11 protein-coding genes are annotated in these 16,302 nt (G+C 73.9%); 5 read left to right on the top strand and 6 right to left on the bottom strand.

What is annotated here, in order from left to right:
* Positions 1-395: 395 nt before the first annotated feature.
* Both FF36_RS12515 and FF36_RS12510 read right to left on the bottom strand, forming a co-directional pair.
* Entirely contained in the window at positions 396-1,418 is a 1,023-nt protein-coding gene (locus FF36_RS12515) for a tRNA (adenine-N1)-methyltransferase (protein ID WP_052681075.1), read from the bottom strand.
* A complete protein-coding gene (locus FF36_RS12510) occupies positions 1,415-2,605 on the bottom strand; it encodes a site-2 protease family protein (protein ID WP_044885202.1) in 1,191 nt (396 codons plus the stop codon). Before FF36_RS12510 ends, FF36_RS12515 begins: the two co-directional genes overlap by 4 nt.
* Before the next feature lie 172 nt (positions 2,606-2,777).
* Between FF36_RS12510 and FF36_RS12505 the strand changes: the two genes are divergently transcribed.
* From FF36_RS12505 to FF36_RS12490, 4 genes are all read left to right on the top strand, one after another.
* Positions 2,778-3,728, top strand: a complete 951-nt coding sequence (locus FF36_RS12505) for a RecB family exonuclease (RefSeq protein ID WP_044885201.1) — start codon at positions 2,778-2,780, stop codon at positions 3,726-3,728.
* A gap of 371 nt (positions 3,729-4,099) precedes the next feature.
* The gene (locus FF36_RS12500) at positions 4,100-5,521 is read left to right on the top strand and encodes an ABC transporter ATP-binding protein (RefSeq protein ID WP_422615087.1); all 1,422 of its coding nucleotides are present in this window, start codon (positions 4,100-4,102) and stop codon (positions 5,519-5,521) included.
* Positions 5,522-5,525: 4 nt separating this feature from the next.
* The gene (locus FF36_RS12495) at positions 5,526-8,057 is read left to right on the top strand and encodes an ABC transporter permease (RefSeq protein WP_044885199.1); all 2,532 of its coding nucleotides are present in this window, start codon (positions 5,526-5,528) and stop codon (positions 8,055-8,057) included.
* A 459-nt stretch (positions 8,058-8,516) separates the two neighbouring features.
* Complete coding sequence (locus FF36_RS12490; RefSeq protein WP_052681074.1) at positions 8,517-9,590, top strand: type IV toxin-antitoxin system AbiEi family antitoxin domain-containing protein; 1,074 nt, start codon at positions 8,517-8,519, stop codon at positions 9,588-9,590.
* On the opposite strand, the gene FF36_RS31510 is transcribed toward FF36_RS12490, so the two are convergent.
* Positions 9,538-10,359, bottom strand: a complete 822-nt coding sequence (locus FF36_RS31510) for an HAD family hydrolase (protein WP_370657258.1) — start codon at positions 10,357-10,359, stop codon at positions 9,538-9,540. The two genes, FF36_RS12490 and FF36_RS31510, sit on opposite strands and share 53 nt — an antisense overlap.
* A gap of 1,145 nt (positions 10,360-11,504) precedes the next feature.
* Here FF36_RS31510 and FF36_RS12480 point away from each other — a divergent pair.
* The gene (locus FF36_RS12480; protein ID WP_011604006.1) at positions 11,505-12,347 is read left to right on the top strand and encodes a PAC2 family protein; all 843 of its coding nucleotides are present in this window, start codon (positions 11,505-11,507) and stop codon (positions 12,345-12,347) included.
* Positions 12,348-12,587: 240 nt separating this feature from the next.
* On the opposite strand, the gene FF36_RS31505 is transcribed toward FF36_RS12480, so the two are convergent.
* From FF36_RS31505 to FF36_RS12465, 3 genes are all read right to left on the bottom strand, one after another.
* Positions 12,588-13,973 (bottom strand): DivIVA domain-containing protein, encoded by a 1,386-nt coding sequence (locus FF36_RS31505; protein ID WP_052681072.1) that lies wholly within the window; start codon positions 13,971-13,973, stop codon positions 12,588-12,590.
* A gap of 3 nt (positions 13,974-13,976) precedes the next feature.
* Positions 13,977-15,350 (bottom strand): cysteine--1-D-myo-inosityl 2-amino-2-deoxy-alpha-D-glucopyranoside ligase, encoded by a 1,374-nt coding sequence (gene mshC / locus FF36_RS12470; RefSeq protein ID WP_199865380.1) that lies wholly within the window; start codon positions 15,348-15,350, stop codon positions 13,977-13,979.
* A 148-nt stretch (positions 15,351-15,498) separates the two neighbouring features.
* Positions 15,499-16,278, bottom strand: a complete 780-nt coding sequence (locus FF36_RS12465; RefSeq protein WP_044885198.1) for an SCO1664 family protein — start codon at positions 16,276-16,278, stop codon at positions 15,499-15,501.
* Between the last annotated feature and the right edge of the window lie 24 nt (positions 16,279-16,302).

Genomic DNA, 16,302 nt, shown 5'->3' with positions numbered 1-16,302 from the left:
GGTCCGCGTGTCCTGGTCCGCGCGGGTCAGGCCCCGGGCCTGCCTGGTCGGCTCGGCCTCGTGCAGCCGCTCACCAGTTCCTCATCCCGCGTTCGGTGACGAAGCGTGATGTCGGACTGCACCCGCCTCGCCATCGAACGGCCCACCGCCACCCCTCCACACCGCCTCGCGAGGCGGGGGTGTGCAGGGGAACGGGGCAACCTGTTCCTTCTGGGGGGACGAATCGGACGCCGAACCCCCCAGAAGAAACAGGTAGGCGCTCTCCCCGTATCCGCCGCTGGCGCACGGGCCGTAGCCCGCTTCGCGACGCGCCTCAGCCACACCCCCTAACGTCACGGAAGGTGACAGCAGGACGAGAGGGGGCTTCTGGGGGGTACGCCACGTCGCTGGTGGAGTCAGCTCCCACGCGTGGCTTCGGGCACCGCATCCACGACGGGTTCGGGCACCGCATCCACGACGGGTTCGGGCGCAGCTCCGGCGAGGGCCGTCGCGGCCGGCTCGGCGAGAAGGGCACCCGCCTCGGCCGGATCCGCGCCGGCCGGATCCCCGAGGGCGCCCTTTGCCGGGCGTCGACGGCGGACCGGAGGCGTGACCCCGTCGGCGAGGCGACGCGCGGTGACCAGGAAGCCCGTGTGGCCGACCATGCGGTGGCCGGGGCGGACCGCAAGGCCCTCGACATGCCAGTCCCGCATCATCGTCTCCCACGCGGCGGGCTCGGCGAACGTGCCGTGGGCCCGCAGGGCCTCCACGACCCGGGACAACTGCGTCGTCGTGGCGACGTAGGCACAGACCACCCCGCCGGGAACGAGCGCCGCGCTGACGGCGTCCACGACGTCCCAGGGCGCGAGCATGTCGAGGACGACCCGGTCGACGTCCCGTTCGGTCGTCTCGGCCAGATCGCCGACGATCACCGTGTGCGCCGGATGCGGCCCGCCGAAGAACGTCTCGATGTTGCGCTGGGCGATGGCGGCGAAGTCCTCCCGCCGCTCGTAGGAGATCAACCGACCGGCATCCCCGATGGTGCGCAGCAGGGAGCAGGACAGCGCGCCCGAGCCGACGCCGGCCTCAAGCACCCGCGCGCCCGGAAAGATGTCCGCGTACGTGACGATCTGGGCCGCGTCCTTGGGGTAGACCACGGTCGCCCCGCGGGGCATCGACAGCACGAAGTCCACGAGCAGGGGGCGCAGCGCCAGGTAGTCGGTGCCGCCGGTGCTGGTGACGACGATGCCCTCGGGCCGGCCGAGCAGCGCGTCGTGTTCGACGGCGCCGCGGTGGGTGTGGAACTGCTTGCCCGGTTCCAGGACGACGGTGTGCTTGCGTCCCTTGGGGTCGGTGAGCTGCACCCGGTCGCCCTTGGTGAAGGGCCCGCGGCGGTGCGCCGCGCCGGTGGGGCCGGGGCGAAGATCGGGCTCGGTCACCGCTGCGCCACCATGCGCGCGGCGGCGGCCGGGTCGAGGCGGGCGACCAGGTCGACCATCGCGAGCACACCGACCGGCCGGCCGTGCTGCAGCACCAGGTACTCCGAGGCGGGCATGCTCTGCACGGCGGCGAGCAGGTCCTCGCCCTCCAGGTCGGCGTCGAGCACCATCCCGGGCGAGATCGCCCGACTCACCTCGTCCACGGACATCCACGGCCTCCGATGCTCGGGCAGCGCGTCGACCGCCGAGCCATTCATGATCTTGATGGGATTACCGTCTCGGTCGATCACCGCGACGGCGGTGGCGCCGACCTCCTGGGCCCGCCGCAACGCCTCGGCCAGCGGCACGGCGCCCTCGACGGGCAGCGTCCGGCGCACCAGCCGGCCGGCGGACAGCCCCGGCAGCCGACCGCGCAACTGGGCCGCACGCAAGGACTGGAAGGCCGCGAAGGCCAGGAACGCCGCCAGAGCATACGTGTAGAACAGGCCGAAGCTGTCGCCGGAGATCGTCGTACCCCAGACGACCATGCCCGCGGCCACCACGAAGCCGCCGTAGGCGCCGGCCCGCAGCCCGCGCAGCTTGTCCCCGGTCACCGCCCACACGGCGGCGATGACCACCCGCCCGCCGTCCAACGGCACGCCGGGGGCCAGGTTGAACACGAACAGCGCCAGGTTGATGACCCCGAGATCGCGCAGCACCACCCCGACGTTGGTGTCGTCGCCGATGCCGAGCAGGCCGAGGAAGCACAGCCCGGCAAGCAGACCGTTGGCCGCCGGACCGACGAAGGCGATGAGGAACTCGCGGCCGGGACTGCGGGGTTCGGGCTCGAACTCGGTGAACCCGGCGAACCCGTGCAGCGTCACCGAACGGACGGTGTGGCCGAAGGCGAGGGCGGCCAGGCAGTGGCCGATCTCGTGGACCAGCAGGGAGAGCAGGAAGCCGACGGAGATCACCGTGGCCATCGCGAGGACCTGGCCGTCCGACGCCGTCGGCAGCCGGTCCCGGATGGAGCCGGAGAGCAGGTAGGCCACCAGGAGGGCGAAGATCAACGCAAGCGGCGACACCATGATCGGGACGCCACGAATGCGCCCGATGACGACCCCCGGCGGCCGTTCACCCGGATGCCGCGACGCACCACCCGTGCCGCCATGGGCATCCGAGCCGGTGCCACCGTGCTGATCCGTCATGGAACCGATGCTACGGACCAGATCCGGCCGCGTCTGCCGGCCCTGTCCACGCCTGTGACCAGCGGGGGTGCCGGGGGTCTCCGGCGAGGGCGGGACCGTCGCCGGGGACGTCCCTCGCCGCCGGCCGGGACCGACCCGCGGGACTGTCGGTGGCGGGTTCTAGGGTCGGGTCATGACCACGACGCCGCCGCCTGGTTCCGCGGCATCCAGCGAGGCTTCCGTGCCGGCGGTCGACCCCGCAGCGCCGGGCGGGCCGCGGGATGCCGAGCGGCCGCTGATCGGGTCGCTGTCGCCGTCGCGGGCGGCGGACTTCGTCAACTGCCCGCTGCGCTACCGATTCCGCGTCATCGACCGGCTGCCCGAACCGCCGAGCGAGGCGGCCAGCCGCGGGACCGTCGTGCACTCGGTCCTGGAGAACCTGTTCGACCTGCCGCCGGCCGGGCGGACCCTCGAGGCCGCGCGCGCGCTGGTCGAGCCGGCCTGGCGGGCGCTGCGCGAACGGGAGCCGGCGGTCGAGGCGCTCTTCGACGGCCCGGACGCGCTCGCCGCCTGGCTGGATTCCGCGCGCGAACTGCTCGCGGGGTACTTCGCGCTGGAGGACCCGGCCCGGCTCGCCCCCTCGGCCCGCGAGCTCTACGTCGAGCATGTGCTCGACTCCGGGCTGCGGCTGCGCGGCTACGTGGACCGGCTCGACGAGGCGACGACTCCGCAGGGCGTGGCCCTGCGGGTGGTCGACTACAAGACCGGCCGCTCGCCCGGGCCGGCGTTCGAGGGTTCGGCGATGTTCCAGATGAGGTTCTACGCCCTGCTGCTGTGGCGGATCCGCGGCGTGATCCCCCGGGAGCTTCGCCTGTACTACCTCGGTGACCGCACCTGGTTGCGGGCCGCCCCGGACGAGGCGGACCTGCGGGCCACCGAGCGGCGGATCGAGGCGCTGTGGGCGGCGATCGACCGGGCCCACCGCAGCGGGGACTGGCGGGCCACCCCGAACCGCCTGTGCTCCTGGTGCCACCACCAGGCGCTGTGCCCGGCGTTCGGCGGCACGCCGCCGCCGCTGCCCCGGCCGGCCCCCGCCGTGCCCCTCGACGACGCGGCCCCGGCCGTCTGCGAGGCGGACGGCTGACTCCCGCCGTGCAGGACGCCGCCCACGGGCGAGGCCGGGAACGTCGAGGGGACGCGGGTTGTCCGGGGATTCCGGATCAATCCCGAGATGCGGATCATTCCTCGATCGTTGGGGACTCCGACGGTGCGATCGAGGGTCGTCCGGACCGGGCGGCCGGCGGGCGGACCCCGCCGAGCGTGGCAGTCGCAGTCCGCGCGCCGAAACACCTACGTAGGACGATGGGACGGCCCTGTACCCGGCGGCGGGCAGGGGCATCGGCAGACGCGCCGAGCGCGCGAGGAGAGGACGTCACGATGGCCCGACGGACCGGATCATCCCCAGGCGGGAGGCGGGACGCGGGCAGGGGCGCTCCGCCCGGTCGCCCGCAGCGGGTGGCGCGGACCACCGAGCGCGGGGACGACCGCCGCGAGCAGCCCGCCGCCGGCATCGCGGGCAATCCCGGCGGCACGGGCGGCCAGGTCCCGGCGGCGCGCGCCGACCGTCTGACGAAGGTCTACGGCACCGGGGACACGACCGTCACCGCGCTGCGCGGGATCGACCTGGACTTCCCACGCGGCCGGTTCACGGCGATCATGGGGCCGTCGGGTTCGGGGAAGTCCACGCTCATGCACTGCCTGGCCGGCCTGGACACGGTGACCCGCGGGCGGGTGTTCATCGGCGACGTCGACCTGTCCCGGCTGTCGGACAAGGAGCTCACCCGCCTGCGCCGGGACCGGATCGGTTTCATCTTCCAGCAGTTCAATCTGCTGCCGACGCTGACCGCGGCGGAGAACATCACGCTGCCGCTGAGCATCGCGGGCCGCGCTCCGGATCAGGCGTGGATGCGCACCGTCGTCGACGCGGTCGGCCTCGCCCCCCGGCTGGGGCACCGGCCGAGCGAGCTGTCGGGCGGCCAGCAGCAGCGGGTCGCGTGCGCCCGCGCCCTCGTCACCCGGCCCGAGATCATCTTCGCCGACGAGCCGACCGGCAACCTGGACTCCCGCTCGGGCGCCGAGGTGCTGTCGTTCCTGCGGGACTCGGTTACCGAGCTCGGGCAGACGATCGTCATGGTGACGCACGACGCCACCGCCGCCTCCTACTCGGACGAGGTGATCTTCCTCGCGGACGGTCGGCTCGTCGACGCGATCGAGCAGCCGACCGCGGACGAGGTGCTCGACCGGATGAAGCACCTCGACGCCGCCCAGCGCGGGCTGCTCCCCGACGGCGCCGACGCGGCCGGCGAAGCGGACGCCTACGACGACGTCCGGGACGGCCGGGACGGCCGGGACCGCCACGACGATCGGGACCGCCACGACGGCCGGGACGGCCGGGACCGCCATGACAGCCGGGACGACCGCGACGGCCGGGCCCGCCGCGCGCGTCCCGCGGACCGCGAGCCTCAGGGCGACCGCGCCCGCCACGACGACTACGGCGCGGCGCCCCGCCCACGGGGCTACCCGGAGGGCGACGACCGGTACGGCGACTACGACTACCCCGACCAGCGCTACGGCAACGATGGCCGGCCGGCGCGGCCGGCGCCCTACGACGGCCGCTACGGCGAGCCGTTCACCGGCGAGTTCAATCCCGTCCCCGGGCCCGAGACCGGGCCGTTGGGCGCGACCGGACCGCTGGACGGGAGCGGGCCGGGCGGCGGCCGCTACGGTGGCCCGGCAGGCAACCCGCGGCGCCGGCCGGTGCCGCGCCCCACCGGCCCGCGCGATGACGACGCCCCGGACGGCTACGGCGCCCCGGACGGCTACGGCGCCCCGGGCGGCTACCGGGCGGACGGGCCCGGGTCGGCGGGCTGGGCCTGAGTCGATGCTGCGCGCCACCCTCAAGAGCCTGCTGGCCCGTAAGGTCCGGCTCGCTCTGTCCATGCTGGCGGTTGTCGTCGGCGTGAGCTTCGTCACTGGCACCCTGGTCCTGACGGACACGCTCAACCGGACGTTCAACAGCCTGTTCGCCGACATCAACAAGAACGTCAGCGTCGCGGTCCGAGCGGTCAACCAGATCGACCCGACGAGCGACTCCGGCCGACCGCCGCTGCCCGCGTCGATCCTCGACACCGTGGCCAGGGTCGACGGGGTGCGCGCGGCCGTCGGGTCGGTCAACGGCCAGGCGGTGCTCATCAACCCGCGCACCGGCAAGCCGGCGAAGGAGGGCGGGGCGCCGGGGCTGGGCAGAAACTGGACGGGCGGCCAGCCGACCGCGTCCGAGCAGCTCGCCGAGGGCCGCGCCCCTGGTCCCGGCGAGATCGCGGTGGATCGGGCGACGGCGCGGGACCTTCATCTCGCCCTCGGAACGCGGATCTCCGTGCAGACCAAGGGTGCACCGGCGACATACACGCTGGTCGGCACGTTCCGGGTCGCCGGGCAGGACAGCCTCGGCGGCGCCGCCGTGACCGCGTTCGACACCGCCACCGCCCAGCGGGTGCTGCTGGCCCCCGGCCAGTTCAGCTCCATCCACCTGGCGGCCGTCCCCGGCCTCGGCCAGCCGGAGCTGCGCGCGCGGGTCGCCGCCGTGCTCCCCGCCGGCATCGAGGCGATCACCGGCACGCAGCTTTCGGAGGAGAACGCCAGCGCCGTGCAGCAGGCGATCAGCGGCTTCTCGACCTTCCTGCTGATCTTCGCGGCGATCTCGGTGTTCGTCGGGGCGTTCATCATCTTCAACACCTTCACGATGCTGGTGGCGCAGCGGGTGCGGGAGCTGGCACTGCTGCGGGCGATCGGCGCCAGCCGGCGTCAGGTGCAGATCTCGCTGCAGGTCGAGGCGGCTCTGGTCGGCTTCGCCGGCGCAAGCGTGGGGCTGCTGTTCGGCGCGGGGCTCGCCGTGCTGCTCCGGGCGGCCGTCGGGGCGTTCGGCGTGGATCTGCCCAGCGGCTCGCTGGTCTTCGAGGCGCGCACGATCATCGCCGCCTACGGCGTGGGGATCCTGATCACCTCGGCCGCGGCCTTCGTGCCGGCGCGCAAGGCGGCGTCCGTGCCGCCGATCGCGGCGATGCGGGAGACCTACGTGCTGCCGACGCGCTCGCTGCGCACCCGGGCCGTCGCCGGGACCGCCCTCACGGCGCTCGGGGTGCTGCTGCTCGTCCTCGGGACCGCGTCGGCGGGCAAGTCGGGAGCCGCCGCCGTCGGGGGTGGCGCCGCGGGAATCTTCCTCGGTATCGCCACCCTGTCGCCCCTGCTGTCCGGCCCGATCATCCGGGTGCTCGGCGCGCCGTTCGTCTCGCTGTTCGGCACCACGGGCCGGCTCGGCCGGGAGAACGCGATGCGCAACCCGCGACGCACCTCCTCGACCGCCTCCGCCCTCATGATCGGACTCGCGCTGGTCAGCGCCTTCTCGATCCTCGGACAGTCGATCAAGGAGTCGGTGCGCACGACCGTGCAGGACAGCCTCGGCGCCGACTTCTTCCTGACCGCCCAGGGCTTCGGCCAGGGCTTCAGCGGCCAGGTGGCACGCGATCTGGCCGGGAAGCCCGGCATCGAGGTCGCGACCGGGCTGCGCGGTGGCCTGGCGAAGATCGGCGGGCGCGACGCCCAGGTGCTCGCCGGGGATCCGGCCGGCCTGCCCAAGGTGCTGGCCCTCAAGAAGGTCGCCGGAGACCTCCACGCCCTCGGCGACGGCACGATCCTCGTGGATGACGGCGTCGCCGCCGACCGCCACCTCGGCGTCGGGCAGAAGATCCCCGTCACCTTCCCCAACGGCACCCAGGACCTCACCGTCGCCGGGACGTACAAGAAGAGCCAGGTGGCCGGCTCGTGGATCATCTCGACCGGCCAGTTCGCCCGGCACACCACCGACGACCTCGACCTGTTCGTGCTGGTCAAACGCGCCGACGGGGCCGACCCCGCGGCCGTGCGCGCCGAGATCGACAAGATCGTCAAGCCGTACGCCACGGTGGAGGTACGCGACCAGTCGGAGTTCGTCGCCCAGCAGGAGAAGCAGATCGACCAGCTACTGGGCTTCATCTACGTCCTGCTGGCCCTGGCGGTGATCATCGCACTGTTCGGCATCGTGAACACGCTCGCCCTGTCCGTGATCGAACGGACCCGGGAGATCGGGCTGCTGCGCGCCGTCGGCATGAGCCGCGGGCAGATGCGGGCCATGGTCGTCATGGAGTCGACGATCATCTCCGTCTTCGGCGCCGTGCTGGGCGTCGTCGTCGGCAGCATCTTCGGCTGGGCCCTCACGAAGGCCCTGGCCTCCCAGGGCATCAGCACGTTCGCCTACCCGGTCCAGACGATCATCATCGTCATCATCGTCGGCGTCCTGCTCGGCATCCTCGCGGCCGTCTTCCCCGCCCGCCGCGCCGCCCGCATGGACGTCCTGCGCGCCATCTCCGCCACCTGAGCTGGGCCAGAGCCGCGGCAGGCGCACCCGCGACCTCGCCCAGGGGTTTGCGGCGCCCACGGCCCTCCTACTCGCGGGAGGCCAGGCACCCGCACCGGACCGCGACAGCCAGCCGGCACCCGTCCACGCGACCGTCGACGCACCCGTCCACGCACCCGTCCACGCGACCGTCGACATGGCCGGAACATCCCAGGCCAAGCCGAGCCGACCCAGCCCGTCGTCGCCCCACCCCGAGCGCGGCGCGGCCAGATTGCTGCCACATCATGCCGAGGGTTCGGTACGGTTTTCGGGCGAAAAACCGTACCGAACCCTCGGCACGATTATGTACACGGACGATTACCGAAGGAGCCTTCCCGCGAAATCCTCGTCCGCAGGTGCCCTTGTCCACAGGCCTCCGGCTCATCCACAGCTGGCCGAGTGCCGCTGCCCAGAAGGCGACATACCCGCCAGGCTGGCCGGGTGGACCTTCCCGCGCTTCCGCTCTCCCTGCGTCGGCTCGCCGCCCGCCAGGACGGCATGCTCACCCGGACCCAGATCCGGCAGGCGGGTCTGACCCGCCGGCAACTCGATCGCCTGGTCCGGGGCGCCGGCTGCTCCACGCCGTTCCGCGGTACCGTCCTGCTCCCGGGTGCGCACCCGCTGCGCGGACCGGTGCGGGCCGCGCTGGTCGGCCGGCCAGAGGCAGTCGTCTGCGGCGTGACCGCCGCCCGGCTCCTGGGCCTGCCGGGGCTCGACCAGACAGGCACGGCGCGCGAGCCGGTTCACCTTCTGCTCCCCCGGTCCGCTCACGCGGCCGCCGGCATCGACAACCTCATCCGGCATCTCGGTGCCCTGCGCCCCGACGAGCGGCAGCTCCGGCGAGGCATCCCGGTCACCACCGTCGAGCGCACACTGGCGGACCTGGTCCTGGACAGCGATCGGGAGACCGCCGTCAGCCTGCTCGACGCCGCGCTGCACCAGGGGCGAGTCCCGGACATCGGCGCCGTACTCAGGCCGGCAGCCGGCCGCCGGGGAGTGGTCGCCCGCCGGCACTGGTTTGCGCTCGCCGACGGTCGGGCCGAGTCACCTCTGGAGACGCGGCTACGCCTGTTGCTGCTCGACGCCGGCCTGCCGCCGGAGGAGCTGCAGTGGCAGGTGTGGGACCCCGCCAGCCCGACGGAGCGGGGCAGGCCGACGGGGTCCACGAGCGTCGATCCCCTCGAAGGGACGCCGGACGAGCCGCCGGACCGGGTCCCGACGCTGGGAGGCCGTCCAGTTGCCCGGCTCGACCTGGCCTGGCCGAGCCGGCTGGTCGCCGTGGAGGCGGACGGCGCCGCCTATCACCGCCAGCCACGCGCGCTGTTCCGCGACCGCATGCGGCAGAACGACCTGCTGGCGGCTGGCTGGACCCTGCTGCGCTTCACCTGGGCCGATGTGCTGGGCGGTCCGGCCGGCGTCGCCGAGATGGTGCGCCGCGCGCTCGCGCTCGCAGAGGTCACGGTCAGGTTCCGACCGGATGGGCGCCCAGCAGTTCGTCGAGCAGGTCGAGGGTGACGTCGTGCAGGCTGGCGACGATCGCGGCGAGGCCTGCGGGCACTTCGAGGGCGTCCGCTGACGCCGCGTCGGACCCCGCGAGGGCGGACGGCGCTCCATCCGACGCAACGGCGGCAGGCGGGACGGCGGCAGGCGGGGTGGCCGTGGGACGCGGGGTGGCCGTGGGCGGGGCCGGGGCAGGCGGGGTGGCGGTGGGCGGGGTGGTGGTGGGGTCGAGGAGATCGGGCATGGAGGGGACGAGGATGGTCGCGCAGCCGGCGGCCACACCGGCGCGCGCGCCCGAGGGGCTGTCCTCCAGGACGACGCAGCGCCGCGGGTCCACGCCGAGCATGCGGGCGGCGGTCAGGTAGGGCTCGGGATCCGGCTTCCGGCGGCTCACCTCGTCGCCGGCCACCGTCGTCGCGAACAGCTCCCGACCGATGACGCCGAGCACAGGGTCCATCAGGTCCCGGAAGGACGAGGAGACCAGCGCCGCCGGGACGCCCCGCTCTCGCAGGACGGCGAGCAGTTCGACGGCGCCGGGCTGCGGGACGATCACGCCTGGCTCGCGGAACAGCTCGGCGGAGCGTCGCAGCAGGAACCGCGCCGTGGCCGGGACGTCGGACGGCGGCCGGCCAAGCATCGAGACCATGATCGGCACCGCGGTGTCGATGCCGTGGCCGATCATCGCCCGCTTCATCGCCGACGTGAACTCGCCGCCGAGCCGCGCCGCCGCCTCGTGCTCGGCGACGGTCCAGATCGGCTCCGTGTCGACGAGCAGGCCGTCCATGTCGAAGAAGACCGCCGCGAGGCTTCCCACGTTGTGCTCCCAGCTCGAATCGGTGCGCTCCGGACGGTTCCGGGTGCGCGGGTCGGACGTGCCTTGCCCGGACGCGGGGTCGCGGCTGCCGGCCGCCGGCTGCCCACGCCGGCCGGTCCCGCCCGGGCGGGACCGGCCTCCGGTCTGGAGAGGCGCCGCTCTGCCCGGTACGGACCGGTCCTGCCCGTATGCTGCCGGATCGCGGCCGCGCAGCGGGCGGCGGGCGGCCCAGCGGGCTCGGAACGCGGGGTTCGGCCCGTCCGGGCGGCCGAGACCTGAGGACCTCGTTACACCGCCCTTCGGCGGGAATGCCGCGCGGGAAGGGGGCGGGGCCCGGCAACATGGTGACCATGGCGCCAGAGGCCCCCGGCACACGTCGCGACAGCACGGACAGCGGACCGTCGGGAATCCGTCGGCGACCCCGCCGCGAACCCCGGCGCCGTCTCCCCCGGTGCGGGCGGGCGCCCCTCCGGGGCAGTCCGCTGCAGGCGCCGATCGCGGCAGCCCCGCAGCCGCCCTCGGGCCGGCGTTCGCGGCCGGGAATGTGATCGCCCGGGCGTCGGTTGGCGACGACGCTGCCACCGGTGGCCGAGTGAACTCCGCCAGAGATGGCCGGGTGAACGGGAACATCCAGGAAGGTGGTAGGACGGGCGGCGCGGAAGTCACCGCAGCCGGTGCGGCACGGCGCCGCGGGCCCGCGGCGCCGCCGCCGGGGCGGACGGGGACGCGGCGGCCGCCAGAGCCGGCGGGCGGGCCGGGAGACGGGAGTGGGCGGGTGTCGCAACGTGGACAGTGCTCGCCGCGGCCGTTGGCCTTCCCGCGACAGCGGGTACTCGTCAGGAGCCGGTACGGTGCAGCCACCGCGTCGATCCGGAACGGATGTCCGATCCGCCCGGCGTCGTTTGCCATCGACAGACCGAGGAAAGGCGTTCCCACGAGAACACCGGCAGACTGGTCCCGCGGAGGTTCGCCGCGGGCGAGGGCAGGTTCCCCACCGGATGCAAGGAGGGCTGACGTAACGGATGTCGGCTCTGGGCAGGAGTCGTCTCCGTGAGGACGTACCGTTGCACTGTCACGGGGGCAGTGGGCCGCCGCTGGGCGGCAGGAGGTGGTAGGTGATCGAGTTTTCCGGCGTCGGTCAACTGCGGTCGCCGGTCGTGGTAGCGGCCTTCGAGGGTTGGAACGACGCCGCCGACGCGTCCTCCGCCGCCGTGGAGCATCTCGAGACGGCGTTCAAGGCCCGGGTGATCGGCGCGATCGACCCGGACGACTACTACGACTTCCAGGTGAACCGGCCGACGGTGAGCGGAACCGACGGGGCGTCGAGGAAGATCACCTGGCCGACCACCCGGCTGTCGGTGGCGCGGCCGCCGAAGTCGGAGACGGACCTGGTGCTCATCCGCGGGCTGGAGCCGAACATGCGCTGGCGCGGCTTCACCGATGAGCTGATCGAGGCGGTGCATGCCCTCGGCAGCGACATGGTGATCTCGCTCGGTGCGCTGCTCGCGGACTCTCCCCACACCCGTCCGGTGCCCATCAGCGGGACGGCCGGGGATGCGGCGACGGCGGCGAGGCTCGGCCTGGAGCCGTCCCGCTATGAGGGTCCGACCGGCATCGTCGGCGTCTTCGGCGACGCCTGCGCCCGGGCGGAGCTGGCGTCGGTGTCGTTCTGGGCGGCGGTGCCGCACTACGTCGCGAACCCGCCGTGCCCGAAGGCGACGCTCGCCCTGCTGCGGCGCGTGGAGGACCTGCTCGACATCGAGATTCCGCTCGGGGATCTGCCGGAGCGGGCCAAGGCATGGGAGCGTCAGGTCGACGAGCTCGCCGCCGGGGACACCGAGGTCGCCGAGTACGTCCGCTCGCTGGAGTCCCGGGAGCCGGAGACCGCGCTGCCGGAGGCCAGCGGCGACGCGATCGCCCGCGAGTTCGAGCGCTACCTGCGGCGCCGCGGGCAGTGATTTCTCTCATGCCCTGACTCCGCCCGCCGGCCCGTCGCACGGTCCGACCCGCCCCGGCCGACCGCCGTCAGCGTGGTCGGCCGGGGCGGGCGGCCAGCGTGGTCGGCCCGCCACACGGTCGGCCCTGGCTGTGGCACGGGTGGCCGGGTGGCCGGGCCCGGAGGGTCCCGGTCGGGCGGAGCGGCGCGTGGAACTCGGTGCCGCCGCCGCGGACTGGGGTGTGCGGACAGGGGCGGTGCCCTACTCCTCGACGATCTCGGCGTCGATGATGTCCTCGTCGGCGCCCCGGCGGAAGGGAACGCCGGCGGTGCTGGCCGCCGGCTCCCACTGCGCGGCGCTCGCCGGGTACGGCTCGGCGTCGGCGACCTCACCCTGCCGATGCCGGCCAGGAGGGCGCCGGCCGAGCCCGGCGGCACCCAGGCGGCCCGAGACCCGACCGGCCGCCGCGGCAGCACCTGCGCCGACGGCCGGGCCGAGAGCATCTCCGGCGGACCCGTTCCCGGCGGTGCCGCCGTGCGAGCCGAAGGCGCCCGCAGCGTCCCAGTCCGCCCCATCTGCACCCGCGGCCGCCGGCCAGCCCGGGCCGTGCTGACCGGTGCCGTGCGGCCCGGCTTCGCCCCGGCCTGCGCCGTACGATCCGCCGCCGTGATCGCTGGCACCGTGCTGACCGGTCCCATGCTGCTGACCGGTCCCGTGCTGCGGGGCGGCGCCGTGTTGGCCCGGGGCGGCTGAGGATCCCGGAGCGGCTGAGGATCCGGGAGCGGCTGAGGATCCGGGACCGTCGGGGCTACCGGGCACCCTGGGCGGCCGGGGTGGGACGCCCACGGGGGGCGTGGACGGCATCGACGGCCCGTCCACGACCGACGGAGCCGTCGGAGCCGTCGTGTCCGGTCCGCCCGGAAAGCCGCCGCCGGTCGCCTGCGCGGCCGAAGCGCCGGGGACGGCACCGTCCTGCGCGGTGGGGGTGCCAGGGACGAAACCTTGCCGCGCGCCGCCGGCGGCGGGGTCGCCGTCGCCCGCCTCCGGCGGGGCCGTGCCGGCCCGGGCGAGGTCGGTGAGGGCGCGGTCGACATCGTCGGAGCCGAGGATGCGGCGCAGCCGCAGGACCGCTCCGATGATCTCGCCCTGTTGGTGGCGAAGCGCGTCGAGGGACGCGGAGCTGCGGGCGATCTCGTCCGCCAGCTCCCGGTGGCGTTCGACGGCGAGCCGACGGCTCTCCTCCACCGCGTCGAGCAGCAGCTTCTCGGCCTGCTCGCGGGCCTCGCGGACGATCGGATGATTCGCCCCGGCGTCCTCGATCACCTCCTCCAGGGCGGACTCGGCGATCCGGCGGGCGCCGTCGATGATCTCGTCGGCCTCCCGCTGGGCGATGGCGAGCATCTGCCCGATCCGACCGCCGGCCTGGGCGGCGAACGCCTCGGTGCCGGTGACGCCCACGTTGCGCTCCCGCTCGTGCCTCAGCGCGCTCTCGGCGGCGGCCGCGCGCGAGGTCACCTGGCTGGCGTACCGCCACAGCGTGGCGAGGTAGTCGTCGACCTGGCGCGGGTCGTAGCCGTGGGCGACCTCGTCGAAGGCGGGCCGTTCGGTCGCTGCTCCGGGATCTGTACTGCGGTGGTGAGCCCCCATCCATCAGCTCCCTCTGGGTCGGACGGGTTCAAGGTCTACACCGAGCAGTGTGTCAACGAGCCTCGCGACCAGTGCGGGCGCCTCCCCCCCAGCACCCGCCGCACCGCCGGAACCGCGAAGGGACCCGCCAGACGAACCGACGCCAGCCGAACCACTGCCAGCAGATCCACCGCCGGCAGAACCGCCGCCGGCAGAACCGCCGCCGGCAGAACCACCGCCGGCGTCGGCGAGCGCCGCGTCGACCCAGGCGTCGACCGCGGTGAGGGCACCGGGGGCGTCGAGGTCGTCGGCGAGCCGCTCCCGGACGGCGGCGAGCACCCCCGCCGCGTCCGGGCCGGCGGGCAGAGCGACGGCCGCCCGCCACCGCTCGACCCGGGTCACCGCGTCCGCCAGCAGGCCCGCCGTCCACTCCCAGCCCGCGGTGTGGCGGTGGTCCAGCAGAGCGAGGCGCAGCGCGGCCAGGTCCGTCCCGGCGCGGCGCAGCCGGGAGACGAACTCCAGGTTGCCGCGCGACTTCGACATCTTGTGGCCGTCGAGGCTGACCATCGCGGTGTGCACGTAGCTGCGGGCGAACGGGCGGGCACCGGCGGCGACCTCGGCGTGCGCGGCACTGCACTCATGGTGCGGGAACGACAGGTCGGTGCCCCCGCCCTGGATGTCGACGACGCCGCCGAGGTGGTGACGGGCGATCGCCGAACACTCGATGTGCCAGCCCGGCCGGCCGGGGCCGAACGGGGACGGCCACGACGGTTCCCCGGGGCGCTGCGCCCGCCACAGCAGCGGGTCGAGGGGGTCCTTCTTGCCGGCGCGGTGCGGGTCGCCGCCGCGCTCGGCGCAGATCGCGAGCATCTCGGCCCGGGACAGGTGGGAAATGTCACCGAACGCGGGGGCGGCGGCAACGGAGAAGTACAGGTCGTCGTCGACGTGGTAGGCCGCACCCCGGTCCACGAGTTCGGCGACCATGTCGACGATCATCGGGATCGCCTCGACCACGCCGATGTAGGAGTCCGGGGCGAGCATCCGCAGCGCGGTCATGTCCTCGCGGAACAGCGCGATCTCCCGGGCGGCGAGGTCGCGCCAGTCCAGACCGTCCCGGTCGGCACGCTCGAGCAACGGGTCATCGACGTCCGTAACATTTTGCACATAAAGGACGTCATGCCCGGAATCCCGCAGAACCCGCTGCGCGAGGTCATACGTCAGGTACGTGAACGCGTGACCCAGATGCGTCGCGTCGTACGGCGTGATGCCGCAGACATAGAGATGGGCCGTGGGCGCGGAATCCAGGGCCCGCACACTCGACGTGGCCGTGTCGAAGATCCGCAAGGGCCGGCCGGAGCCTGGAAGTGGACGTATCGGAGGAGATGGCCACGCCTGCATGCGTGTCAGAGTAACCGCGAACCGTTCCGCCGGCGGGCACAAGACGGGTAACCATCCCGTAACCGACCTGCGAAAACGGACACAGATCGCAACATCACCGTCAGTAAACCGACGATGCGGAACGCAGGCGGTTCCGAACGGCGACGGTTCAGAACGGCGGCCACGGGATCGGCGGCCAGTCCCCCGAGGGCAGCGGGAAGCGTCCCTCGTCGAGCAGCCGCTCCACCCGAGCGGCCAGCGCGCCGGACTCGGCGACGGTGAGCAGCTCGGCGAGCCGGTCACCAAGGTCGCCGGCGAGTGCCTCGCGCAGGCAGCCGAGCAGGGCCGTCTCCTCGGCGACCAGCCGGCGGCCCCGCCACGTCCACAGCAGCGTGCGCAGCTTGCCCTCGGTGTGGAAGGTGACGCCGTGGTCGATGCCGTGGATGCGCCCCGACGGCGCGGGCAGCAGGTGCCCACCCTTGCGGTCGGCGTTGTTGATGACGGCGTCGAACAACGCGATCCGGCGTAGCTGCGGGTCGTCGGAGCGGGTGAGGGCGACCAGGTCGACGGTGACGTCGGTGTCGATCCAGAGCTGGACCATGCCCTCGCCGAACGGGCCGTCGCGCAGGACCGTCGGCGGCACGATCCCGAGGTCGAGGTGCGCGGAGACCTCGTAGGCGGCCAGCTCGCGAGCGGCGAGGGTGCCGTCGGGGAAGTCCCACAGCGCCCGTTCGCCGCGCACCGGCTTGTAGACGCAGCGGCCGGCGACGTCGCCCGCGGTGATGTCGCAGTACAGCGTCGCGTTGCTGGCGTCGGCGAGCCTGGCGCTGACCGCCAGCTCGCCGCGACGCAGCAGGTCGAGCGCGGCGGGGGCGTCGAGGCCGCCGCCGTCGATCGGATCGAGTGGCAGCCGCCGCCCCGGAGGGGGACCCGCCGCGGGAACGCCCATCAGCCCAGTGTGTCCGCTACGCGC

It is taken from the genome of Frankia torreyi (assembly GCF_000948395.1).
GTDB lineage: Bacteria > Actinomycetota > Actinomycetes > Frankiales > Frankiaceae > Frankia > Frankia torreyi.
This window is presented reverse-complemented; position numbering and strand designations above follow the sequence as displayed.